This window comes from Lentzea sp. NPDC042327, assembly GCF_040647275.1.
Taxonomy (GTDB): Bacteria; Actinomycetota; Actinomycetes; order Mycobacteriales; family Pseudonocardiaceae; genus Lentzea.
This window is the reverse complement of sequence record NZ_JBEZBX010000008.1, coordinates 262,289-284,740: the sequence shown is the minus strand read 5'-3', so window position 1 is coordinate 284,740 and position 22,452 is coordinate 262,289. Positions and strand designations below refer to the sequence as shown.

The following is a 22,452-nucleotide window of genomic DNA, read 5'->3' as shown; positions in this document are numbered from 1 at the left end:
CGCCGGGTCTGTTTCGCCCCGGAGGCCGGATTCACCCCGGTTTCCGGTCGTTTTCCGGTCGCTACCGGGGGCAGATCGGTGCGGGGAGGTGAGGTTGTGCGGGTCAGTAGGTGACGGTGATCGTGCGGTTCGGGCCGTCCACCCGCACCCGGCCGCCGACCGGGACCACCAGCTGCGGGTCGGTGTGGCCGAGGTCGACGTCGAACACGATCGGCGTGCCCGGCGCGTACTGCGCGAACGCCCGCAGCACGGCCTCGCGCTGATCTGCGGTGTAAGCGGCCCGGTCGGTGCCGGGCTTGGCGAACGACCAGGCGCGGGCGCGGCCGACGAGGACGGCGGCGAACCGGGCCAGCAGGCCGCGTTCGCCCATCGCACGCAGCACGTAGAACACCTCGGTGGCGGGCGGCATCTCCTCGGAGGTCTCGAAGAACAGGACCTTGCCCTCGTAGTGCTCGGGCGGCTTGATCTCGCGGTCGGCCATCAGCAGCCACGACAGGACCTCCAGGCAGCCACCCCACGCCTGGCCCTCCACGACGCGGTCGCCGTGGTGCCACCGCCAGCCGGCAGCGGGACGCAGCTCGGGTTCGGCGTCGAACGTGGCGGGGTCGTCCCAGGGTTTGTTCACGTCGCCGTAGGCGGTGGACTGCGGCAGTGCGTACTCGCCGGTGGTGAACAGGGCGGCGTGCAGCGAGTCACGGGTGGCCGGGTGCAGGGCACCGGGACGGCCGAGCTCGGTCATGACGGTGGCGCCGTGGTAGCCGACGATGCCGCGGTTGGCGAGCCAGACCAGCAGGTTCGTGTTGTCGCTGAACCCGACGAACGGCTTGGGGTTGGCGGTGACCAGCTCGGCGTCCAGGTGCGGCAGGACTTCGATCTGGCTGTCGCCGCCGATGCTCGCGATCACGGCCTTGACGTCCGGGTCGGCGAACGCGGCGTGCAGGTCCGCGGCGCGTTCACGCGGACTCGCGCCCATCTTGCGGGTGGCCGGGTACTCCACGGGTTCCAGGCCCAGCTCGCGCAACCGCCGCAGGCCGAGCTCGTAGGGCAGCGGGAACAGTCCGGGCAGGCCCGCGGAGGGGGAGACGACCGCGACGCGGTCACCGGGCACGGGCTTGGGCGGGGTGATCACAACCCCGGACGCTGACCGTGCGTCAGAACGCGGGCCACGGAATTGCCGGCCAGTCGCCCGACGGTTCGGGGAACACGCCGTCGGCGAGCAGCTTGTCGGTGCGTTCGGAGACCGCGCGGACCTCGGCGCGGGTGAGGTGGTCGTGCAGCTGTTCGCCCAGATCGCCCTCGAGCGCGGACCTGAGGCGGCGCATGGCCTCCAGCACCGGCTCGGGCAGCGGTTCGCGGGCCCAGCCCCACAGCACGGTGCGCAGCTTGGGTTCGACGTGCAGGCAGATGCCGTGGTCGACGCCGAACACCCCGCCGTCCACGGCGTGCAGGACGTGGCCGCCCTTGCGGTCGGCGTTGTTCACCACCACGTCGAACGCGGACATCAGCTGGACGCGGGGGTGGTCGGCGTGCACGAGCACGGCCGGGTCGCCGAAGCGGTCGTGGGCGTGGAAGACGGGGATCCAGCCCGGTTTCACGTCGTCGACGCCGACGATGTCGACGAGCTCGTCCTCCTCGCGGGTGTCCACCCACAGCTGCACCATGCCCGAGCCGAACGGGCCGGGCCGCAGCACCGTGGGCGGCACCACGCCGACACCGGAGGCCGCCGAGATCAGGTAGGTGGCGACCTCGCGGCCGGCGAGGGTGCCGTCGGGGAAGTCCCACAGCGGCCGTTCGCCGCGCACCGGCTTGTACACGCACTGCGCGTCGAGCCCGTTGTGGGAGATCTTGCAGAACAGCGTCGCGTTGGAGGCGTCGACGAGCCTGCCCTCGACCTCGATGCGGCCGTGAGTCAGCAACTCGATGGCCGCGGCGGTGTCCACGTCAGTCTTCCTCGGTGCGGCGGTAGCCGTTCTGGCGCGGGCAGATGTGGCCGTCGGGGTCGAGCGGTTCGGCGCACAGCGGGCAGGGTTTGCGGCCGGCGTTGACGACGCGGTCGGCGCGGGCGGCGAAGGCGCGGGCAGCACCGGGTGAGAGGAACACCCGCACGGCGTCGGGGCCCTCCTCGGTGTCGTCGAGCACCACCGCCTCGTCGACCTCCTCCTCGGAGATCGCGAGCAGCTCGATCACGACGGCCTTGGACTCGGCGTCCCAGCCCAGTCCCATGGTGCCGACGCGGAACTCCTCCTCGACGGGCACGTCGAGGGGTTCGGTGTCGACGTCGTCGGGTGGCGCGTCGTCGGGCACCTCGGTGCCGAAGCGGCGATGCACCTCCTCCAGGAGCGAGCCGATGCGTTCGGCGAGGACCTGGACCTGCTGCTTCTCCAGCGCGACGCTGATCAACCTGCTCTGCTCGGAGGCCTGCAGGTAGAAGATGCGGTCGCCGGGCTGCCCGACGGTTCCTGCGATGAACCGGTCGGGTGCGCGGAATACGTGAATGACGCGAGCCATGGCACCTACGACCCTAGGCCACGCGGAGATCGTCGGCAGGTCCTCCCCCACCAAACACTCCGCGTATAGGGTCGGGTTGTGGTGAAGATCGCTTCGTACGGGACGTGGACCTCGCCGATCAGCGCCGGCGACACCTCCAAGCCGGGTGGTGGGTTCCAGTGGGCCGACCTGCACGGTGAGCAGGTGTGGTGGGCCGAGAGCAGGCCGGCCGAGGGTGGGCGGGTCGCTCTGGTGCGCGACGGGGTGGAGGTGCTGCCCGCGCCGTGGAACGCCCGCAACCGGGTGCACGAGTACGGCGGGCGGCCGTTCGTGGTGCTCGCCGAGGACCGGGTGGCGTTCACGCACTGGGCCGACCAGCGCGTCTACGTGTTCAACCCGGACACCCCGCAGGTGCCGCCGGTGCCGTTGACGCCGGAACCGCAGCGCCACCACGGGCTGCGCTACGCCGACCTGTCCGCGGGACCGGACGGCGAGGTGTGGTGCGTGCGCGAGTCGATCACCGGGGACGCGCGCACCGACGTGCGCCGCGACCTGGTGGCGATCACACCGTCGGGTGAGGTGCGGGTGCTGGGGTCGTCGCACCACTTCATGACCGGCCCGAAGATCAGCCCCGACGGCACGAAGTTCGCGTGGATCGGCTGGGACCACCCGCAGATGCCGTGGGACGGCTCCGAGCTGTGCGTGGCCGACATCGGCGAACCCGGTCACCGGGTGCTCACCGGGTCGACGACCGAGGCGGTGTGCCAGTTCGAGTGGGAGGGTGACTCGCTGCTGGCGCTGACCGACCCGCACGGCTGGTGGAACCTGTTCCGCGTCGGGCTGGACGGCTCGCGCACGAACCTAGCCGAGTGCGCGGAGGAGCTGGGCGGCCCGATGTGGCGGCTGGGCAACCGCTGGTTCGCCACCCTGGCGCCGGGCCGCTACCTGGTGGTGCGCTCGGGTCACCTGGCGGTGCTCGACGAGCGCAGCGGCACGGTCACCGACGTGGAGACCGACCTGCCGATGTGGGCGGCGGACCTGTCGGTGCGCGACGGCGTGGTGATCGACGGGGCGGCCGGGCCGACCTCGGAGTTCAACGTCGTGCGGCTGGACCTGTCCAACGGCGAGCTGACCTACCTGACCGGCGGTGAGGAACCGGCGCAGGCCGCGTACCTGCCGGTGCCGGTGGAGCGGGTGTTCGGGGAGGTCCCCGCCTACGTCTACCCGCCGACCAACCCCGACTTCGCCGCTCCCGAGGGTGAGCTGCCGCCGTACGTGGTGCACGTGCACGGCGGGCCGACCGGGCGGGCGCTGCCCAAGCTCGACTCCGACATCGCCTACCTCACCAGCCGCGGCATCGGCGTGGTGGCGGTGAACTACGGCGGCTCGACCGGCTACGGGCGGGCGTTCCGGGAACGGCTGCGCGAGCAGTGGGGTGTCGTGGACGTGCAGGACTGCGCGTTCGTGGCCCAGGAGCTGGCGAAGGAGGGCACGGCGGACCCGCAGCGGCTGGCCATCCGCGGTGGCTCGGCCGGTGGCTGGACCTCGGCGGCGTCGCTGACCTCCACCGACGTCTACCGGTGCGGCATGGTGGCGTTCCCGATCCTCGACCTGGCGGGCTGGACCTCGGAGGGCGGGGAGACCCACGACTTCGAGTCCCGCTACGTCGAGGGCCTGGTGGGCACGCTGCCCGAGGCCGCTGACCGCTACCGGGACCGGTCGCCGTCGAACAAGGCGCGGTCGGTGTCCGGTCCGGTGCTGCTGCTGCAGGGCCTGGAGGACGAGATCTGCCCGCCCGAGCAGGCCGACCGGTTCGCCGCGGACCTGGACGGTTCGGGCATCCCGCACGCCTACCTCACCTTCGAGGGCGAGCAGCACGGGTTCCGCAAGGCCGAGAACATCAAGGCCGCCCTGGAGGCGGAGCTGTCGTTCTACGGGCAGGTGTTCGGGTTCACGCCGCCGGGTGTGCCGGTGCTGGACCTGCGTTCGTGACCCTGCGCGCGGTGCGCTCGTGAGCGTTCTGGAGCGCGGGGACCGGGTCGCGCTGGTGTCACCGGCCGGCCCGGCTCTCGCGCCGCTGGTCGCCGCGGGTGTGGCGGTGCTGCGGTCGTGGGGGCTGACGGTCACCACACCTGTGGTGGACGCGTGGTCGTTGCCGTACCTGGCCGGCTCCGACGCCGACCGGGCGGCGGAGTTCGTGGACGCGTGGTGCTCGGACGTGGCGGCGGTGTTCTGCGTGCGCGGCGGGTACGGGTGCCTGCGGATGACGGACCTGGTGCCGTGGCGGTCGCTGCCGCCGCGGGTGTTCGTGGGCTCCTCGGACGTGACGGTGCTGCACGCGGAGCTCAACGCGGCCGGGCAGCCGACGGTGTTCGGGCCGATGCCGGGCACGCGGGACTTCGTCGAGGACCCGGTGGCGCAGGAGCGGCTGCGGCGGTTCCTGTTCGAGGGCGTGTCGTCGTGGACCGCGGGAACGCCCGTGGTGCCCGGTACCGCCCGCGGGGTGCTGGTGGGCGGGAACGCGGCGCTGCTGGCGGCGTCGGTGGGCGGGCCGCGGTGGTCGGTGCCCGCGCCGGGGGCGATCGCGTTGCTGGAGGACGTCGGTGAGGAGCCCTACCGGCTGGACCGGATCCTGACGCAGCTGCTGCGGGCCGGGTGGTTCGAGCCGGTGTCGGGGATCGTGCTGGGGTCGTGGACCGGGTGCGGTGACCCGTCGGCGGTGCTGCTGGACCGGCTCGTGCCGCTGGGGGTGCCGGTGCTGGGCGACTTCGGGTTCGGGCACTGCGCCGGGCAGTGGACGTTGCCTCTGGGCGTGGCGGCGGAACTCGACGCCGCCGCCACAACACTCCGCCTCCTCTGACCCCGTCTGTTCAGGGCACGCGGGGACCTTTCGTACCCCAGGAGGGTACGAAAGGTCCCCGCGTGCCCTGGTCAGGCGTCGATTTTCTCGTGCTGGGGAGAGGGAGCAGCAGGAGGGGTTGGGGTGGGGAGGAGGCGGCGGAGCAGCGGGAAGAACACGATCAGCAGGATCACGACGTAGACGACGATCGCCATCGGCGTGTTGACCAGGCCGGTGAGCGAGCCGTCGGAGAGCTGCAGTGCACGGCGCATCTGCTGTTCGGCCGCCGGACCGAGGATGACGCCGATGATCGCCGGCAGGACGGGCAGGCCGTAGCGGCGCATCGCGAAGCCCAGCAGGCCGATCACGAACATCAGCAGCAGGTCGAAGATGTCCGCGTTGACCGCGTAGGCGCCGACCGAGGCGAAGAACAGGATGCCCGCGTAGAGGTACGGCCGCGGGATGCGCAGCAGCTTCGCCCACACCGGTGCCAGCGGCAGGTTCAGCACCAGCAGCAGGGTCAGGCCGATGAACAGCGACGCGATCAACGCCCAGACCAGGCCGGACTCGCGTTGGAACAGCAGCGGGCCCGGCTGGATGCCGTACTGCTGGAACGCGGCGAGCATGACGGCCGCGACCGCCGTGGTGGGCAGGCCCAGGGTCAGCATCGTGACGAGGGTGCCGGCGGCGGAGGCGGAGGCCGTGGACTCCGGGCCCGCGACGCCCTCGATGGCGCCCTTGCCGAACTCGTCCTTGTGCTTGGAGAGGCGCTTCTCCGTCACGTACGACAGGAACGTGGGGATCTCCGCGCCGCCGGCCGGGATCGCGCCGAACGGGAAGCCGATCACCGGGCCGCGCAGCCACGGCTTCCAGGTGCGCTTCAGGTCGGCGCGGGACAGCCACGGGCGGCCGACCGGGATCGGTTCGAACGGCTTGCGGCGCAGGTGGGCGGCCACCCAGAGGGCCTCGCCGACCGCGAACAGGGCGACCGCGACCACGATGATGTCGATGCCGTCCGCGAGGTGCAGCGAGCCGAACGTCAGGCGCTGCTGGCCGGTCATCTCGTCCAGGCCGACCAGCCCGAGGGTGAGGCCGATCAGCAACGACGCCACGCCGCGGATGCGCGAGGCGCCCAGCACCGAGGTCACCGCGATGAACGCCAGCACCATGATCGCGAACAGGTCCGGTGCACCGATGTCGACGGCGTGCTTGGCGACGAACGGGGCCAGCAGCACGATCAGCAGCGTGCCGACGATGCCGCCGGTGAAGTGGCCGATCGCGGCCGCGGCAAGCGCTTGCGCGCCCCTGCCCTTGCGGGCCATCGGGTTGCCTTCGAAGGCGGCGACGACCGCGGCGCTCTCACCCGGTGTGTTCAGCAGGATCGACGTCGTCGAGCCGCCGAACATGCCGCCGTAGTAGATGCCCGCGAACATGATGAACGCGCCGGTCGGCTCCATGCCGTAGGTGACCGGCAGCAGCAGTGCCACCGCCATGGCCGGGCCGATGCCCGGCAGGACGCCGATCGCGGTGCCCAGGAGCACGCCGATCGCCGCGAACAGCAGGTGTGTCGGCGTCAGCGCGGTCGCGAAGCCGTCGAGCAGTTGTTCCACCTAGAACACCTCCATCAACGGGCCACCGGGCAGGGGGACGCCGAGCAGGTTGTTGAACACCAGGAAGGTCGCGACCGACATGCCGGCCGCGATCAGCGGGTCGCGGACCAGGTTGCGGCTGCCGAGCGCGTAGGCCGCGCCCCAGAACAGGACCGCGCCGGAGATCGGGAAGCCGACCACGCCGATGAGCGCGGCGTTCGCCAGGAAGGCACCGCACAGCAACAACACCGTGCGCCAGTCGGCGGGTGCGGTCAGGTCGACGTCCTCGCCGCCCTCGGCCTCACCGCGGCCGCCGCGCAGCACGTCGCGGGCCAGCAGCACCGCCACGACCAGCAGCAGCGAGCCGACCAGGACCGGCACCGCCTTCGGGCCGACCGGGCCGCGCTGGGCGAAGTCGGTCGGGATCTGCACGGCGTCGGTCAGCACCAGCGCGCCGAGCACGACCAGCAGGGCGCAGATGCCCAGCTCGGACCGTTCGCGGAGCCAGGTCCCCGGCCGTGCCCGAGGCCGCTCCTCCGTCTTCGTCGTCATGCGAGCCCCAAGTCCTTGAGCACCGTTGCCACCCGCTTGTTCTCGTTGTCGAGGAAGGTCCCGAACTCGTCGCCCGGTGCGAACGCGTCGGTCCACCCGTTGCGCTGCAGGGCTTCCGACCACTGCGGCGTCTTCTGCATCCGCTCGAACAGGTCGACGAGCTTGTCGCGGTCGGTCTGCGCGATGCCCGGCGGTGCGACGACGCCCCGCCAGTTGGTGAACTCGACGTCCACCCCCGCCTGCCGCAACGTCGGCGCGTCGATGCCCTGGATGCGGTCCTTGCTGGTCACCGCGAGCACGCGCAGCGTGCCGGCCTGGATCTGGTCGCGGTACTCACCGACGCCGGAGACGCCGAACGCGACCTTGCCGCCGAGGACGCTCGCGAGCAGCTCGCCACCGCCGTCGAACGGGATGTAGTTGACGGTCCTGGGCGGCAGCCCGACGGCCTTCGCGATCAACATCGGTGCCAGGTGGTCGGGACCGCCCGGCGCCGACCCGCCGCCGACGGTGACCGTGCCGGGGTTGGCCTTCCACGCGTCCACGAGCTGCTGCATCGACGTGTACGGCGAGTCCTTCGCCACCACGACGATGTCCGGTTCCTCGATCAGCTTCGCGATCGGGGTGGTGTCCAGCAGCGAGTTGGGCGACTTGTTCGTGTAGACCGCGCCCACCACGCCCAGACCCATCGACATGATCAGCTTGCCGTTGCCGCGCTCGCCGACCGTGCGGCCGAGCCCGACCGTGCCGCCGGCGCCGGGAAGGTTGAACACCTCGGCGTTGCGCAGCAGGTCGGCGTCCTCCATGGCCTTGGCCGCGGTGCGCGCCGTGATGTCGTAGCCGCCGCCCGGTGCGTTCGGCACGAGCACGCGCAGCGCCCGCACCTGGTTCGTGTCGCCGCTGTCCGCACCCGGCGTCAGCAACGGCGGCACCAGCAGGACGGCGAGCAACGCCGTCGCCACCGCCACCCACACCTTCACCGACACTGTGATCCCCGCCTCTCGTCCGCGTGGTTGGACATGTTGCTCTGGTGTAAACCTGGATGTCGCTCTTGCGCTTCTAAGGTTTCTTTCGGTCTTTCTGGTCACGGGAGGTTTCATGCGCCGCCGCCGTTCCCTGGCCAGCCAACTGCTCGTGTGGCAACTCGTAGTGGTCCTGTGCCTGCTGTTCGCGGTGGGCGCGCTGACCGTCGTCCAGACGGGCCGCAACTTCCGCTCCAACGAGGAACGCCGGATGCTCTCCGTCGCGGAGAACGTGGCCGCCACGGACGTCGTGCAGACGCAGATGGGCAACCGCGACCTGCTGGCACCGGCCGCGGAGACCGCGCGGGGCCTCTCCGGCGCCACCTACGTGCTGGTCGTCGACCTCCAGCGGCGCGTCCTCACCTCACCCGACCCCGCCCAGGTCGGGTCCACTCTGGACACCACGACCACCGCGTTCGACGGCAGGGCGTGGGTCGGCACGGCCGGAGGCTCGATCGAGGCGCACGTGCCGGTGTTCGACCCGCAGACCCGCGGGGTCAACGGGATCGTGGTCGCGGGCGTGCGCGAGCCGGGCATCTGGGCGGGCGCCCTCAACCAGCCGGTCGACGCGCTGCGCTACCTGCTGATCGCGCTCGTCATCGGCGTCACCGGGTCGCTGCTGCTGGCCAGGCGGGTGAAGAACCAGACGCTCGGACTGGAACCGCACGAGATCACCGCGCTGGTCGAGAACCGCGAGGCGTTGCTGCACGGCATCAGGGAGGGCGTGGTCGGCCTCGACGCGCAGGACCGGATCACGCTGGTCAACGACCACGCGCGGGAGCTGCTCGCGTTGCCGGGCGACGCGGTCGGGCGGGCGGTGGAGGAGCTGGAGCTCAACGACCGGCTGCGCGACGTGCTCACCGGGCGGGCCACCGGCGTCGACCAGCTCGTGCTGCGCCAAGGCGTCGTGCTCACGTTGAACCGCATGCCGATCGAGGGCGCGGGTGCGGTCGTGACGCTGCGGGACCGCACGGAGCTCCTCGCGCTGCAACACGAGCTGGACGCCTCGCAGCACGCGACGGACACGTTGCGGGCGCAGGCGCACGAGTTCGCGAACCGGCTGCACACCATCGCCGGGCTGATCTCGCTCCAGGAGTACGACGAGGTCACTCACTACATCCACCGGATCAGCTCGGCGCAGGACCAGTGGCGGGCCGAGGTCAGCTCGTCGATCGGCGACCCCGCCGTGGCCGCGCTGCTGATCGCCAAGGCGTCGCTGGCCGCCGAGCGCGGCACGGAGCTGCGGATGGCGCCGGACAGCGTGCTGGGCCGCACCGACGAGGCGTTGTCCGCCGATCTGGTGATGGTGCTGGGAAATCTCGTCGACAACGCGTTGGATGCGCTGAGCTCGTTGAACGGCGACCGGAAGTGGATCGAGGTGGGTGTGGTGCAGGTGGACGACGAGGTCCAGGTCGTGGTCCGCGACTCCGGCCCGGGAGTCGCACCGGAGCTGGCCGAGGAGGTGTTCCGGCACGGGTTCACGACCAAGGCGGCATCGCACGGGGAACGCGGCCTCGGGCTCGCGCTGATCCGGCGGGCGTGCCTGCGGCGTGGCGGGTCGGTGAGCGTGTCCGGCTCGGTGTTCACGGCAAGGCTGCCCTGGTGAAGCGGGTGCTGGTCGTCGACGACGACTTCATGGTGGCCAAGGTGCACAGCGGTTACGTCGCGCGCACCGGCGGTTTCGAGGTCGTCGGCGTCGCGCACACGGGCGCGGACGCGTTGCGGCTGGTGGCGACGCTCAAACCGGACCTGGTGCTGCTCGACGTCTACCTGCCGGACATGAGCGGACTCGACGTGCTGAAGTCGTTGCGCGCCAACGAGGACGTCGACGTCATCGTGATCACGGCCGCGACCGACGTGGACACCGTGCGCGGTGCGATGCGCGGCGGCGTCCTGCACTACCTGATCAAGCCGTTCGACTACGACGCGCTGCGCGACCAGCTCGCGCACTTCGCGTCGCTGCACGAGAAGCTCGACCGGCTCGGAACGGCCGGGCAGGCGGACGTGGACCAGGTGTTCGGTGCACGACCGTCGTCGAAACCGTTGCTGCCCAAGGGGTTGACGCCGGAGACCGCGCGGCTCGTGGAGAACGCGCTGAGGGCGCACCCGGAGGGGTTGTCGGCGTCGGAGTGCGCGTCGTCCACGGGGGTCGCGCGGGTGAGCGCGCGGCGGTACCTGGAGCACTTCGTGTCGGCGGGGCGGGCGGAGGTGCGGTTGCGGTACGGCGGAACCGGCCGACCGGAACGGATCTATGCACTACTCCCAGGAGCCTGAGCGGCCGCGTTTGGTCTGTGCCCGGCGCTTCTTGCCCGCGATGCGGCGTTCCTTCGAGCCCCTGGTGGGCTTGGTCGGCTTGCGCATCGGCGGCGGGGGTGCGGCCGCAGCGCGCAGGATCGCGGCGAGGCGTTCGCGGGCGGCGGCGCGGTTCTGCAGCTGGGCGCGGTGCTCGGAGGCGGCGATCGTGAGGACGCCGTCGACCAGCCGACCGGCCAGGCGGTCGAGCATGCGGCGCCTGAGGTGCTCGGGGATCGTGGGCGAGCCGGCGACGTCGAAGCTGAGCTCCACCCGGCTGTCCGCCGTGTTCACGCCCTGCCCGCCAGGGCCACCCGACCTGGAAAAACGTTCGCGCAACTCGGCCGCCGGCAGCACCAGCGTCCGAGTCACGGTCACGTCGTTCATGCCTCCAGGTTAGAAGGTCAGGCCCGGAAGTGTCGCGATCTTTATCAGCGTCTCGCGGTCGGGCAGCGGCGCCGGCCGGGACGTCGGGGCGTCCAGCTTCGGCGCGCCGGCCACGTTGGTGCGGAACTCGCCCACGTTGACGCTGATGACCTTGACGAACGTGCCGTCCGGCCGGAGCGCCTCCACCTGGTACAGGTGGACGCCGTCCGGCCTGCCCGCGATGCTGGACCGGACCTTGATGCCGCCGACCTCGCGCAGTTCGCACGGTGCGACCTCGGGCTCGAAGCACGTGCTGATGTCCGTGGCGTTGCCGCGGGTGAGCTCGATCGTCAACGCGCCGGTGCCCTGGGCGTCGTCCAGCAGCGCCACGGCGCGACGGCTCTTGTCCAGGTCGAAGAACTGCAGCGCACGTCCCGGCACCCCGGGGACGTCCCGCACGGTCACCCCGGCCGGGATCACGTCCGCGGCGCCCAGGACCGCGGTGAGCTGGGCGTTGCGGTCGATCGTGCCGGAGACCGCGCTGCCCGCGCTGTCGCTCGCCGTGAGCTGCGGCCGGAGTGCGACGACCACCCCGCCCAGGCCCGCGACCAGCACGAACGCGAGCGCGCCCGCGATGGCGGTGCGGCGGCGGGCGAGCTTCGTCCTGCCCGCCCGGATGACCTCGCTGCGGCGGATGCCCGACTGCGGTTCGTCGACCAGCAGGTCGCGCAACGCGGCGAGTCCCTTGGCCGCCTGGCTCTTCACCGTGCCCTCCGTCCTGCCGAGGATGCGGGCGGTCTCGGTGATGCTCAGGTCCTCCCAGTACCGCAGCACGACGACGGCGCGTTGCCCCGGTGGCAACGCGTCGAGCGCCTGGCGCAGGTCCAGGTCGGCGGTCGACGGTTCCGGTGCCGCGCGTTCGGGCACGGCGTCGACGGACCGCTCGCGCTGGAAGAACCCGCGCCGGGACTCGTCGATCGACGTGCGCACGAGCACCTTGCGCGCGTACGCGTCCACGCTGTCCCTGCGCACCCGCGGCCACGCCACGTAGAGCTTGATCAACGCGTTCTGGACGATGTCCTCGGCACGGTGCCAGTCGCCGCACAGCAGGAACGCCGTGCGGCGCATGACGAGCGCGCGTGCGTCGACGAACTCCCCGAACTCGCGGTCCCGGTCCAAGTGCCCCTCCTCGGTCGCCGCCTAGTACGCGGCGGCGACCCCGGGAGGTTGCCTCGGTAGATCAGAAACGCGGGTGGTCCCCGACGAGCGAGGCGCCGCTCTCTTCCGACCTGGTGACCTCGCCGAGCACCCACGACGGCACGTGGCGCGCGGTCAGCACGGCCAGCGCGCGGTCGACGTCCTCCGGCGCGACGACGGCGACCATGCCGACGCCCATGTTGAACGCCTTCTCCATCTCCTCGCGCTCCACCCGGCCGCGCTGGGCGATGAGCTGGAAGACCGGGGCGGGCGTCCAGGTGCCGCGGTCGAGCTTCGCGTGCAGGCCCTCCGGCAGCACGCGGGCCAGGTTCGCGGCCAGGCCACCACCGGTGACGTGGGAGAACCCGCGAACCTCGGTCTCGGCGATCAGCGCGAGGCAGTCCTTCGCGTAGATCTTGGTCGGCTCCAGCAGCTCCTCGCCGAGGGTGCGGCCGAACTCCTCGACGTGGCCCTCCAGCGGCATGCGGGCGATCTCCAGCAGCACGTGGCGGGCCAGCGAGTAGCCGTTGGAGTGCAGGCCGGACGAGCCCATCGCGATCACGACGTCGCCGTCGCGGACCCGGTCGGGGCCGAGCAGCTTCGACTGCTCGACCACGCCGACGCCGGTGCCGGAGATGTCGTAGTCGTCGTCGCCCATCAGGCCGGGGTGCTCGGCGGTCTCGCCGCCGAGCAGCGCGCAGCCGGCCTGCACGCAGCCCTCGGCGATGCCCTTGACCAGCGCCGCGATCTTGTCCGGCACGACCCGGCCGACCGCGATGTAGTCCTGCACGAACAGCGGCTCCGCACCGCACACGACCAGGTCGTCCACGATCATGGCGACCAGGTCGATGCCCACGGTGTCGTGCTTGTCGAGCGCCTGCGCGACCGCGATCTTGGTGCCGACGCCGTCCGTGGAGGAGGCGAGGACCGGCTCCTTCCAGCGGTCGAGCTTGAGCTGGAACAGGCCGGCGAACCCGCCGATGCCACCGAGCACCTCGGGCCGGTGCGCCTTGGCCGCCCACGGCTTCAGCTTCTCCACCGCCTCGTCACCTGCGGCGATACTGACTCCGGCTGCGGCGTAGGTGGCCTTGGCGCTGTCGGTCACGTCAACTTCTTCCACTTGTTCTGGAGGCCTCAGGGGCGACGCAGTGCGTCCTCGGCACCATAGCCGTTGGGCAGGACGGGAGCGGCCGAGCCCGCCACGCCCTTGAGGCCCTCCAGCAGGTGCTTGCCGATGAGCGCGTCCGCCGGGAGCTCGATCGGGTACTCGCCGTCGAAGCACGCCGAGCACAGCCGCGTCTTGGGCTGCTCGGTCGCCGCGACGAGCTGTTCGAGCGACACGTACCCGAGCGAGTCGGCGCCGACCGAGCGGCGGATGCCGTCGTCGTCCAGGCCGTTGGCGATCAGCTCGGCCCGCGAGGCGAAGTCGATGCCGTAGAAGCACGGCCACTTCACGGGCGGTGACGCGATCCGCACGTGCACTTCAAGCGCACCGGCCTCGCGCAGCATGCGCACGAGCGCGCGCTGGGTGTTGCCGCGCACGATCGAGTCGTCCACGACGACCAGGCGCTTGCCGCGGATGACGTCGCGCAGCGGGTTCAGCTTGAGCCGGATGCCCAGCTGCCGGATGGTCTGCGACGGCTGGATGAACGTCCGGCCGACGTAGGCGTTCTTGACCAGGCCCGAGCCGTACGGGATGCCGCTGGCCTGCGCGTACCCGATCGCGGCCGGCGTGCCGGACTCCGGCACCGGGATCACCAGGTCGGCCTCGACCGGGTGCTCCTTGGCGAGCCTGCGGCCGATCTCGACGCGCGTGGCGTGCACGCTGCGACCGGAGATCGTCGTGTCCGGCCGCGCCAGGTAGACGTACTCGAAGATGCAGCCCTTGGGCTCGGGGTTCCCGAACCGGCTGGACCGCAGCCCGTCGCCGTCGATCGCGATCAGCTCACCCGGCTCGACCTCGCGCACGAAGCTCGCGCCGACGATGTCCAGCGCCGCGGTCTCGCTCGCGACGACCCAGCCGCGCTCCAACCGGCCGAGGACCAGCGGCCGGACACCGTGCGGGTCCCGTGCCGCGTACAGCGTGCTCTCGTCGGAGAACACCAGGCAGAACGCACCGCGGACGGTCGGCAGCAGCTCCATGGCCGCCTGCTCGATGCCCTTGTCCGCCGCCGCGTGCGCGAGCAGCGCGGTGAGGATGTCCGAGTCGGTGGTGGCGCCGTTGCGGCTGGTCAGACCCAGCTCCCGCGCCTTCTCCCGCAGCTCGGCGGTGTTCACCAGGTTGCCGTTGTGCCCGAGGCTGAGCCCCGACCCGGCGGCGGTGGTGCGGAACGTCGGCTGCGCGTTCTCCCAGGTCGTGGACCCGGTGGTGGAGTAACGGCAGTGGCCGACGGCCACGTGGCCCTTCAGCGACTGCAGGACCTGCTCGTCGAAGACCTGGCTGACGAGCCCGAGGTCCTTGAAGACGACCACCTGCGCGCCGTCACCGACCGAGATGCCCGCTGCCTCCTGACCGCGGTGCTGCAGGGCGTAGAGGCCGTAGTAGGTGAGCTTCGAGACGTCCTCGCCAGGAGCCCAGACGCCGAAGACGCCGCACTCCTCACGAGGTTCCTGTTCGGGCTGGGAATGGTCGGCGACCACCGAGTTGGCTCCCTCACGACGGGGCTGGCTGCTACCCGAGTGTATGTGGAGCAGGGGCCTGTTCACCCCCATCGCACCCCCGTTGAGGTGATGAAACTCATGCCTTCCGGCACCCGGCGACCTCGGTTCGCACCGAGTTCGCCGGGACGACACCCCGATCGTGTACTTCCCGGCCGCGCGTCAGGCCTTCCGGCACCCGCTCAGCTCGGTGCCCTTCTGCCAGTCCGCGAACGGGCTGCCCTTCTTCTGGGTGCCCGTGCAGACCACCTCGTCGCCCACGGCCACGTCACCGCTGACGTTGCTCGGCATCAGCGACTTGGGGGTGAGGCCGTCCTGCCACAGCACCCCCTCGGGTGCGTCGCCCACCAGTTCGAGGTCCAGGAACTCGGTGGGGGTCGACCTGTCGATCGAGGCGATCCGGTAGCGCAGCTGGCCCTCCCAGCCGGACGCACCGCACCCGGACAGCAGCAGGCAGCCGAGCAGGACCGCGGTGAGCTTGCGCATCAGTGCCCCCGTCCGACCTGCAGGACGTCCAGCACGGCCCGGTCGCCGGTCATGTCCTGCAGGTTCATCCGGTTCCACAGCCAGAAGTAGACGAGCTCGGCCTCGCCGGTGACCCCGGCGTCACCCTCCTCGCCGGGGGCGGCCGCGCGGACGTCCGGCACCCCGCCCGGCGTGAAGGAGATCAGCCACGACTCGGGCACGTCGGTGGGCCGGACCACGGCGGTGCCGGACAGGACGGCAGGCGAGTCGCCGTCGAGCTTGGCGGCGACGATCGTGGTCAGCACCTCGTCGATGCCGTCGGCGCACAGGTCGGCGTCCGTGCCCACGAGCGTGCGGACGACCGTCTGCGCGTCGAACCGGCGCAGCACCGTCTCGTGCGCGATCCGGCGGTGCCAGACCCATGCGAGGTCGGGGGCGGACGGCGAGAAGGTCCACACCGGGCGGTTGCCCGGCACCGCGGTGAGGATCTCGTTCGCGGCCACGAGCTGGAGGTCGAGGTACTCGAGCGGGGACAGCCCGGTCGGCGCGGGCGGCGGCGCCATCGGGTTGCGGCTGCCGGTGCGCAGGTAGGCGGTGGAGGTCTCGAGGAAGCGCGCGAGGTGGATGACCAGGTCCTGCACGGTCCAGCCGGGCCTGGTCGGCACCTCCGCCGCCGGGTCCGCGTCCGCCACTGCCTTGCGGAACATCTCCGCCTGCTCGATGAACACAGCGGTCCACCGCTGGGCCGTCCACCCTGTCTGCACCATGCGCGTCATCGTGCCCGAAACGGTCTTCGCATGAGTGGGGAACCGGTCATGATGCTCCTGCGTCGCATGGATCGACGACCAACCAGGGGGTGGCGATGTTCGGCGTTGAGCCAGAGCTGCTGCGAACCGCGTCGAAGGAGTTCGGCAACGGCTCCGACGCGGTGCGGGAGGCAGCGGAGATGATCTCGATGCTCCAGCTCGACGCCGGTGCGCTCGGCGAGGTGGACGCGGCCGCCGAGTTCGCGGACGCCCTGTCGCGGTTCGTCGGCACCCACTCGCAGGACCTCCAGCGCGGCTCGGCCTGGTTCACCGACGCCGCCGAGGGCCTGGTGTCGAACGCGGAGGCCTACCAGCGCACGGACGACGACCACGCGTCGTTCCTGACGAAGATCATGAACGGACTGGGGGGCGGCCGGTGAGCTACACCGATCCGGAGGGCCTGTACGGCCGGCTCGCCTCGGGGGACGTCAGCCGCATCGCCGCCGCCGCGGACCCGATCACCGGTGCGATCAGCGCCGTCGGCAGGGCCGGGGAGTCGGTCGTCAACGGCGGCAGGACCGCGGTCAGCAGCTGGGTCGGCGAGAGCGCCGCGAAGTTCACCGCGCGTGCGGAGCTGTCCTCCACCGCCACGAAAGCCGTCCGCGAACGCCTCGGTGCCGGCGTGGACATCGTGCAGGCCGCCTCCCGCGCCTACGGGCAGATGCGCGGCGCCGCCGACCAGGCGATCAGCGTGTGGCGCAGCCGCCCACCGGGTCTCGACGAGCAGCAGACGCGCCAGCTGGCCAACCAGGTCAACGCCGCACTGGACCGGGTGCGGACCGGCTACGACGCCGTGCTGCGCTCCTACGCGGGTGCGCTCGCCAAAATCCCGCCGGGCTTCGAGGAGTCCGCGCGGACCGACGGCGGCTGGAGCCGGGCGGCCCAGCGCGCTGGCGGTGCGGGTGGACCGCTGCCGCCGGTGCCGCCGCCGGGAACCGACCCGAAGGCGGTCGCCGCCTGGTGGAACTCGCTCAGCGAGGACCAGCGCAAGGCGTTGCGGGACACCAGGTACCAGGAGCTCGGCCAGCTCCGCGGCCTGCCGGCCGACGTGCTCGACGAGGCCAACCGCAAGCGCATCCCCGAGGACCAGGCCCGGTTCAAGCAGCAGCGCGAACAGCTCGGGCAGCAGCTCGCCGACCGCGCGCGGGAGCTCGGCGTCGACCCGAAGTCGGCGGAGGGCCAGCGCGCACTGCGCAACGACCCGCAGGGCTCCCAGCTGATGGCGCAGTACGACGAGGCGGCCCGGCGGGAGAAGAACTCCAACGACGCGGCCAAGGCGTTGACCGACGCCAGGGACCTGGGCAAGGCGAACGGCAAGCAGCCCTACGTCCTCTACTGGAGCCCGGACGGCGCCGGTGCCAAGGAAGGCGCCCTCGCGGTGTCCTACGGCAACCCGGACACCGCGAAGAACCTCGCGGTGTGCGTGCCCGGCACGACGTCGACGCTCACGTCCTTCAGCCAGCACCAGGCCGCGCAGCTCAGCGCGGCGATGGGACCGGACGGCGCCGCGATCCAGTGGCTCGGCTACGACGCGCCGGAGTTCGCGATCGGCCAGGTCAACGACCCGGCGCAGGCCCAGGAGGGCGCGGCGATCCTCGCGAAGGACGTCGAGGGCTACCGCACCACGAACCCCGGCGCCCACGTCACGGTGATCGGCCACAGCTACGGCAGCACCGTCGTCGGCTACTCGGCCATGGACAACGGGCTCAGGGCCGACGACATCGCGTTCGTCGGCTCGCCGGGCGTCGGCGCCTCCACCGTCGACCAGCTCTCCGCCGGCCGCGGCCACGTGTACGTCGGCGGCACCGAGCACGACCCGGTCGTGCAGGCCACCAGCGGTGACTGGTTCACCAAGGACGGCTCGTCCACGGGTCCCTACGACTCGTCGTTCGGCGCCCAGACGTTCGGCACCGCCACGGACGCGAAGGTCGACTACGCGCACTCGGCCTACTTCGACAAGAACTCCGAGTCACTCGACAACCTCGCGAAGATCGCCACCGGTCGCGGCGACGAGATCAGCTCGCAACGCTGGCAGGACTCGCCCACCCCGGTCGAGGTGCCCGGCTCCGACCTGCCGGTGGCCGGTCCGATCATCGACTGGGGCGTCAACACCGGCAAGGAGGTCGCCGACATGGGCGAGGACCTCTGGAACGGCGGCGGCCGGGTCGTCGAGGACGTGTCGAACGGCAACTGGGGCGGTGCCGCCGGGCACGCCTGGGACACCGCCAAGGAGGTCGGCAGCGACGCCGTCGACGTCGTGGCGGACACCGTGGGCAACGCGGTGGAGCTGGGCCGCGACGTCGTCGAGGGCGGCGTCGGGATCGTGAAGGGCATCGGCAACACGATCGGGTCGTGGTTCTAGACCGGGTCCTGGAACTTCACGACCGGGAGCAGCGCGGACAGGTCGGCCCGGGTGCCGGACGCGGTGACCCGGGCGGTGTCCACCGCGTCGGGCCAGGTCAGGGCGCCGGTGGCCAGTTCGAGCCAGGTGCGGGCGTCGGTCTCGACGACGTTCGGGGGCGTGCCGCGGGTGTGGCGGGGGCCCTCGACGCACTGCACGGCGGCGAACGGCGGGACGCGGACCTCGACGCTGCGGCCGGGTGCCACCTGTTCGAGGGTGCGCAGGCTCAGGCGCACGGCGGCGGCGAGCACGGGGCGTTCCGGCTGGTCGGCGGTGCCGTGCAGCCAGGGCAGGACGGCTTCGACCGCGGCGCGCATCTGCGCGGGGTCGACGGGTTTGGCTGGCACGCGGGCCAGATTAGCGAAGTGCGAGCAGCCGATTTGGTGCTGTTGGTATATCTGGGCGGTGATCAGGAACTTCGCCGTCGTGGGCCCCAGGCCGGCGACGAGGGAGCGGCTGGCGGCGGCGCTGGCGGCCGCGCCGAACCTGTCCGTCTACCGGATCGGCCGGGGCGCCGACCCGTTACCGGTCTCGGCGAGCTTCGACCCGGCCGACCAGTCGGGGTGCCGCAGCCTGCTCGACTGGTTCGAGCGGGGCGCGCCGTCGGGTGCGGTGCTGCTGGTCGACGACTGGGCGCTGTGCGCGGAGATGGACCCGGAGCTCGACCGGACGGTGGAGTGGGTCGCGGCCTTCGGTCCAGGGCGGGGCGTGCAGACCGTGGTGACGGCGCGGGACTGGGACACGCTGCCCCGGCGGCTGCGCAGGCACCTGCACGGCGAGGCGACGGACTTCCTGGCGCTGCACGGGGTTTCGGCCGACCTGCACGACAAGTGGCAGCGCAGTGACTTCAAGACCGCTCTCGGCACGGATGAGCACGGCTGGCCCGTGTACCTCGACATCAGCGTGGACGGACACGGCTACAGCGGCACGTACCTCGGCCCGTTCGAGCAGCGCTCGCAATGGTTGCAGAGCGCGCTCCTCGGCCTGATGGTCACGCATTCGCCGGCAGACCTGAACATCGCGTTCCTCGACATGCAGGACAACGACGTGTTCGGCGAGCTGCCGAACGCGGGCCACACGACGTTCGAGCTGACCGGCCAGGACGACGACGAGTGGTTCGACCGCTTCACCGCAGGTCTGCACGGCGAGCTCAACCGCCGCCAGGAGCTGATCCACCGGGTTGCCCGGTGCCGCAACAGCCTCGACTACCGGGCCGCACGCGCGGCGGGTGCCGGCCTCGAACCGCTGCCGGACCTGCTGATCTGCGTCGACACCGCGGAGATCCTGATCGAACGCGGCTACCGCAACGTGCTGGAACCGCTGGTCAGGGCCGGGCGCACCCTCGGCATCCGGATGCTGTTCTCCGGCGACGCCTTCCCGCCGCAGCTGGCGCTCCAGCTCCCCGAGTGGCCGCACGCGACCCCCGCGTTCGACCTCGACGAGATGGCCGCGGCACTGCCGCATGTGCTGGTGGGCGGCCCGCCCGCGCACGAGATCGTCCTGGCGCCGCTGCACACCACCGGCGACACGCCCACCCTGGGCATGCTGCCGCCGGGCGCGATCGGCGTGCTCGACCTGCCCTACGAACAACGCCGCGGCGTGCTCGTCCCGTCCTTCACCGACGAGCTGCGGCACGGCGCGATCGTCGGCGGACCCGGCACCGGCAAGACCACCACGCTGCGCACCCTCGCGACGGTGCTCGGCGACCTCACCGGCTTCCAGCTGCTCGACGGCCCCGGCGAACCCCTCGACCCGGACCGCCACGTCGTCGTGACGGCCCGGACCTGGGACCAGGTGCCGCAGTTCGTCCTCGACAGCCTCGCGTTCGGCGTCGAGCTCCGCCTCGACGACCCGGCCACGTCACTGGTCGGGGCGCGCGAGGCCGGCCGGGTGCCGGACCGGCCGGGCTTCGGCCTGTCCGTGCCCGACCGGCTGCACGTGCAGATCGCGCTGCCGTGACCCACCGCGCCCTCATCGGCCCGCCCCACCTGACCGGACCACGAGCGCTCGCCGACGGCGGGTGGCGGAGGACGGACCCGAGTGCACCGAGCTGCGGCAGCGGACCGGTCGTGACGCGGCACCGCCCGACCGGCCCGGCCCGGGCTCAGCGGCCGCGCAGGCGCCGCTGCGCGTCGTAGAGGTTGCGCGGCACCACGTCCGTCGTGCCGTACAGCTCCAGCCGCGAGTTCAGCGGCCCGGTGAAGTCCGGTTTGTCCACCTGGCCGAAGTCGCGGACCTCGGAGATCGCCACCGTCGCGCTGCACGGGGCGACCTGGTCGATGCGGACGTTGCCGGCGCGCTGGTTGGTCACGGTGACGTTCCAGTGCGCGAACCGGGCGCCGTACAACGGGCCCGCGTCCGCGCTGCCGCCGTGGGCGCCGACGTTGTTGATGGTGATCTCGGTGCGGACGTTGCCGAACGGCAGACCGCGGTGCGTGTCGAACACGTCGTGGTCCATCCTGCCGCGGGTCCAGACGTTGCCGCAGGACAGGCCCTCGACGTTGAGACCGTGGTTGCCCGCTCCCGCCTGGGACGGTTCGGACGGGGCCTCGATCACGAAGCCGTCGGTGAGGTTGTCGTGGGACTGCTCGCGGGTGGCGTAGGCGTGGTGGTGGCCGCGGCCGGAGACACGGGTGTTCAGCAGCGAGATGCCCTTGGCGGACACCAGGAGGAAGCCGTTGTCGACGTCGTGGACGTGCACGTCGTCGGCCCAGCAGTCCCAGGCGCACTGGAACGCCACCCCGTTGTAGCCCTTGTCCTGCAGGTGCTTCGGGGTCGGCACCCGGAACATCTCGATCTTGATGCCCTCGACGCCCGCGCCGGTGACGACGGGTGCCATGGTGGTGAGCCGCGGCTTCCACTCGGGCCGGAGCTCCAGCGGCAACGGCTGCGCGAGCTTGACCCTGTTGCCGCGCACCCACTCCACCCGCACCGGCCACAGGAAGGGGAAGTAGGACAACAGCTTCGTCTTGTCGTCCCAGCGGTAGGACGTCGTGCCGGGCACGTCGCCGCACATGTGCCTGGGCAGCGAGTAGTCGGAGTCGTCCAGTCGCAACAGCACCCGCTGTCCCGCGTGGATCGACCGTCCATCCGCGACGGTCACGACGAACGCACCGCGCGGTGCGGAGCCGGTGATCCCGGTCAGCACCGAGCCCTGCTCCAGCTCGTTGCCGGTCCAGCCCTCGAACGGCCACCTCTTCGCCTGGATCGCCTCGACCAGCGGCCGGTAGCGGTCGCGGTGGCAGACCCACACCAGACCGCCCGCCCAGCTCCACGCCGAGTTCTCCGAGCCGTAGCGGCTGCGGTTGATGCCGATGATCTGCTCCAGCGACCGGGTCGCGTAGAACGTCGTCTTCGCACTGCCCGCGCCGCGCAGCACGACGTTGTCGTAGCCGATGCGGATGATGTCGTCGATGCGGTAGCGGCCCGGCGGGACGAGGACGGTGCCGCCGCCCAACCGGCCCACGAACTCGACCGCCCTGTTGATCGCGGGCGCGGCGTCGGCGGAACCGTCGCGGCGTGCGCCGAAGAACAGGACGTTCGCCAGCACCGGGCGGCGGGGCGGGCGTTCACCGGTGCGGTGGCCCGCGTAGGCGACGTTGGGGAGCTGCGGGTGGTCGTACGGGTTGGCGACGAACTCCTGCCACAGCGAGGCGGAGGACTCGGCGGCCGCCGTCCCCGTCAACGCCGGTGTCCCTGCCACCGCAATCCCCGCAGCCACCAGGAACTGCCGTCTGTCGATGTTCATTTCGCCGTCTCCAAGGGGTCTTGGCCACGGCGG

Annotated in this window: 20 protein-coding genes and 1 pseudogene; 7 read left to right on the top strand and 14 right to left on the bottom strand. The window is 71.7% G+C overall.

The window, feature by feature from the left end; all coding sequences use genetic code 11:
- Positions 1–103 precede the first annotated feature (103 nt).
- The 3 genes from AB0A63_RS22380 to AB0A63_RS22370 are packed head-to-tail and all read right to left on the bottom strand — an operon-like array spanning position 104 to position 2,508.
- Positions 104–1,129: a S66 peptidase family protein gene (locus AB0A63_RS22380; RefSeq protein WP_360394445.1), complete on the bottom strand. Its 1,026-nt coding sequence runs from the start codon at positions 1,127–1,129 to the stop codon at positions 104–106.
- A 22-nt stretch (positions 1,130–1,151) separates the two neighbouring features.
- The gene (locus tag AB0A63_RS22375; protein WP_360394443.1) at positions 1,152–1,940 is read right to left on the bottom strand and encodes an SCO1664 family protein; all 789 of its coding nucleotides are present in this window, start codon (positions 1,938–1,940) and stop codon (positions 1,152–1,154) included.
- Position 1,941: 1 nt separating this feature from the next.
- Positions 1,942–2,508, bottom strand: coding sequence for a DUF3090 domain-containing protein (locus AB0A63_RS22370; protein WP_360394440.1), 567 nt, complete (start codon positions 2,506–2,508; stop codon positions 1,942–1,944).
- A gap of 78 nt (positions 2,509–2,586) precedes the next feature.
- On the opposite strand from AB0A63_RS22370, the gene AB0A63_RS22365 reads away from it, so the two are divergent.
- On the top strand, positions 2,587–4,479 hold the full coding sequence (locus AB0A63_RS22365; protein WP_360394437.1) for a prolyl oligopeptidase family serine peptidase: 1,893 nt from the start codon (positions 2,587–2,589) through the stop codon (positions 4,477–4,479).
- A 19-nt stretch (positions 4,480–4,498) separates the two neighbouring features.
- Positions 4,499–5,347, top strand: a complete 849-nt coding sequence (locus tag AB0A63_RS22360) for an LD-carboxypeptidase (RefSeq protein WP_360394435.1) — start codon at positions 4,499–4,501, stop codon at positions 5,345–5,347.
- A gap of 71 nt (positions 5,348–5,418) precedes the next feature.
- Here AB0A63_RS22360 and AB0A63_RS22355 read toward each other — a convergent pair whose 3' ends face one another.
- The 3 genes from AB0A63_RS22355 to AB0A63_RS22345 are packed head-to-tail and all read right to left on the bottom strand — an operon-like array spanning position 5,419 to position 8,432.
- Complete coding sequence (locus tag AB0A63_RS22355) at positions 5,419–6,936, bottom strand: tripartite tricarboxylate transporter permease (protein WP_360394433.1); 1,518 nt, start codon at positions 6,934–6,936, stop codon at positions 5,419–5,421.
- Complete coding sequence (locus AB0A63_RS22350) at positions 6,937–7,467, bottom strand: tripartite tricarboxylate transporter TctB family protein (RefSeq protein ID WP_360394431.1); 531 nt, start codon at positions 7,465–7,467, stop codon at positions 6,937–6,939. It lies immediately after the preceding gene.
- Entirely contained in the window at positions 7,464–8,432 is a 969-nt protein-coding gene (locus AB0A63_RS22345; protein WP_360394851.1) for a tripartite tricarboxylate transporter substrate-binding protein, read from the bottom strand. The genes AB0A63_RS22350 and AB0A63_RS22345 overlap by 4 nt, the downstream gene beginning before the upstream one ends.
- Positions 8,433–8,562: 130 nt before the next feature.
- Here AB0A63_RS22345 and AB0A63_RS22340 point away from each other — a divergent pair, with 130 nt between their 5' ends.
- Positions 8,563–10,092, top strand: coding sequence for an ATP-binding protein (locus AB0A63_RS22340; RefSeq protein WP_360394428.1), 1,530 nt, complete (start codon positions 8,563–8,565; stop codon positions 10,090–10,092).
- A complete protein-coding gene (locus tag AB0A63_RS22335) occupies positions 10,089–10,760 on the top strand; it encodes a response regulator (RefSeq protein WP_360394425.1) in 672 nt (223 codons plus the stop codon). Before AB0A63_RS22340 ends, AB0A63_RS22335 begins: the two co-directional genes overlap by 4 nt.
- Here AB0A63_RS22335 and arfB read toward each other — a convergent pair.
- From arfB to AB0A63_RS22305, 6 genes and pseudogenes are all read right to left on the bottom strand, one after another.
- Positions 10,743–11,165: an alternative ribosome rescue aminoacyl-tRNA hydrolase ArfB gene (gene arfB / locus AB0A63_RS22330; protein WP_360394422.1), complete on the bottom strand. Its 423-nt coding sequence runs from the start codon at positions 11,163–11,165 to the stop codon at positions 10,743–10,745. The two genes, AB0A63_RS22335 and arfB, sit on opposite strands and share 18 nt — an antisense overlap.
- 696 nt (positions 11,166–11,861) lie before the next feature.
- A pseudogene (locus tag AB0A63_RS22325) lies at positions 11,862–12,323 on the bottom strand (SigE family RNA polymerase sigma factor); the annotation flags it as partial.
- A gap of 61 nt (positions 12,324–12,384) precedes the next feature.
- Positions 12,385–13,446: a phosphoribosylformylglycinamidine cyclo-ligase gene (gene purM / locus AB0A63_RS22320; protein ID WP_360394420.1), complete on the bottom strand. Its 1,062-nt coding sequence runs from the start codon at positions 13,444–13,446 to the stop codon at positions 12,385–12,387.
- Positions 13,447–13,475: 29 nt separating this feature from the next.
- Entirely contained in the window at positions 13,476–14,981 is a 1,506-nt protein-coding gene (purF, locus tag AB0A63_RS22315) for an amidophosphoribosyltransferase (protein WP_360394417.1), read from the bottom strand.
- A gap of 180 nt (positions 14,982–15,161) precedes the next feature.
- Positions 15,162–15,485, bottom strand: a complete 324-nt coding sequence (locus AB0A63_RS22310) for a hypothetical protein (RefSeq protein ID WP_360394415.1) — start codon at positions 15,483–15,485, stop codon at positions 15,162–15,164.
- Positions 15,485–16,231, bottom strand: coding sequence for a maleylpyruvate isomerase N-terminal domain-containing protein (locus tag AB0A63_RS22305; protein WP_360394412.1), 747 nt, complete (start codon positions 16,229–16,231; stop codon positions 15,485–15,487). Before AB0A63_RS22305 ends, AB0A63_RS22310 begins: the two co-directional genes overlap by 1 nt.
- A 95-nt stretch (positions 16,232–16,326) precedes the next feature.
- On the opposite strand from AB0A63_RS22305, the gene AB0A63_RS22300 reads away from it, so the two are divergent.
- Complete coding sequence (locus AB0A63_RS22300; RefSeq protein ID WP_360394409.1) at positions 16,327–16,650, top strand: type VII secretion target; 324 nt, start codon at positions 16,327–16,329, stop codon at positions 16,648–16,650.
- Positions 16,647–18,632 (top strand): alpha/beta hydrolase, encoded by a 1,986-nt coding sequence (locus tag AB0A63_RS22295; RefSeq protein WP_360394407.1) that lies wholly within the window; start codon positions 16,647–16,649, stop codon positions 18,630–18,632. The genes AB0A63_RS22300 and AB0A63_RS22295 overlap by 4 nt, the downstream gene beginning before the upstream one ends.
- Here the strand turns inward: AB0A63_RS22295 and AB0A63_RS22290 are convergent.
- On the bottom strand, positions 18,629–19,018 hold the full coding sequence (locus AB0A63_RS22290; RefSeq protein WP_360394405.1) for a sterol carrier family protein: 390 nt from the start codon (positions 19,016–19,018) through the stop codon (positions 18,629–18,631). The genes AB0A63_RS22295 and AB0A63_RS22290 overlap by 4 nt on opposite strands.
- 58 nt (positions 19,019–19,076) lie before the next feature.
- On the opposite strand from AB0A63_RS22290, the gene AB0A63_RS22285 reads away from it, so the two are divergent.
- The gene (locus AB0A63_RS22285) at positions 19,077–20,630 is read left to right on the top strand and encodes a hypothetical protein (RefSeq protein WP_360394402.1); all 1,554 of its coding nucleotides are present in this window, start codon (positions 19,077–19,079) and stop codon (positions 20,628–20,630) included.
- Between the two features lie 145 nt (positions 20,631–20,775).
- On the opposite strand, the gene AB0A63_RS22280 is transcribed toward AB0A63_RS22285, so the two are convergent.
- Complete coding sequence (locus AB0A63_RS22280) at positions 20,776–22,419, bottom strand: glycosyl hydrolase family 28-related protein (protein WP_360394399.1); 1,644 nt, start codon at positions 22,417–22,419, stop codon at positions 20,776–20,778.
- Positions 22,420–22,452 lie beyond the last annotated feature (33 nt).

Excerpts from the sequence above, each read along its gene's own strand:
- AB0A63_RS22350 (WP_360394431.1), bottom strand. The coding sequence starts at position 7,467 with ATGACGACGAAGACGGAGGAGCGGCCTCGGGCACGGCCGGGGACCTGG.
- AB0A63_RS22370 (WP_360394440.1), bottom strand. The coding sequence starts at position 2,508 with ATGGCTCGCGTCATTCACGTATTCCGCGCACCCGACCGGTTCATCGCA.
- AB0A63_RS22310 (WP_360394415.1), bottom strand. The coding sequence starts at position 15,485 with ATGCGCAAGCTCACCGCGGTCCTGCTCGGCTGCCTGCTGCTGTCCGGG.
- AB0A63_RS22305 (WP_360394412.1), bottom strand. The coding sequence starts at position 16,231 with ATGGTGCAGACAGGGTGGACGGCCCAGCGGTGGACCGCTGTGTTCATC.
- AB0A63_RS22280 (WP_360394399.1), bottom strand. The coding sequence starts at position 22,419 with ATGAACATCGACAGACGGCAGTTCCTGGTGGCTGCGGGGATTGCGGTG.
- AB0A63_RS22340 (WP_360394428.1), top strand. The coding sequence starts at position 8,563 with ATGCGCCGCCGCCGTTCCCTGGCCAGCCAACTGCTCGTGTGGCAACTC.
- arfB (WP_360394422.1), bottom strand. The coding sequence starts at position 11,165 with ATGAACGACGTGACCGTGACTCGGACGCTGGTGCTGCCGGCGGCCGAG.
- AB0A63_RS22300 (WP_360394409.1), top strand. The coding sequence starts at position 16,327 with ATGTTCGGCGTTGAGCCAGAGCTGCTGCGAACCGCGTCGAAGGAGTTC.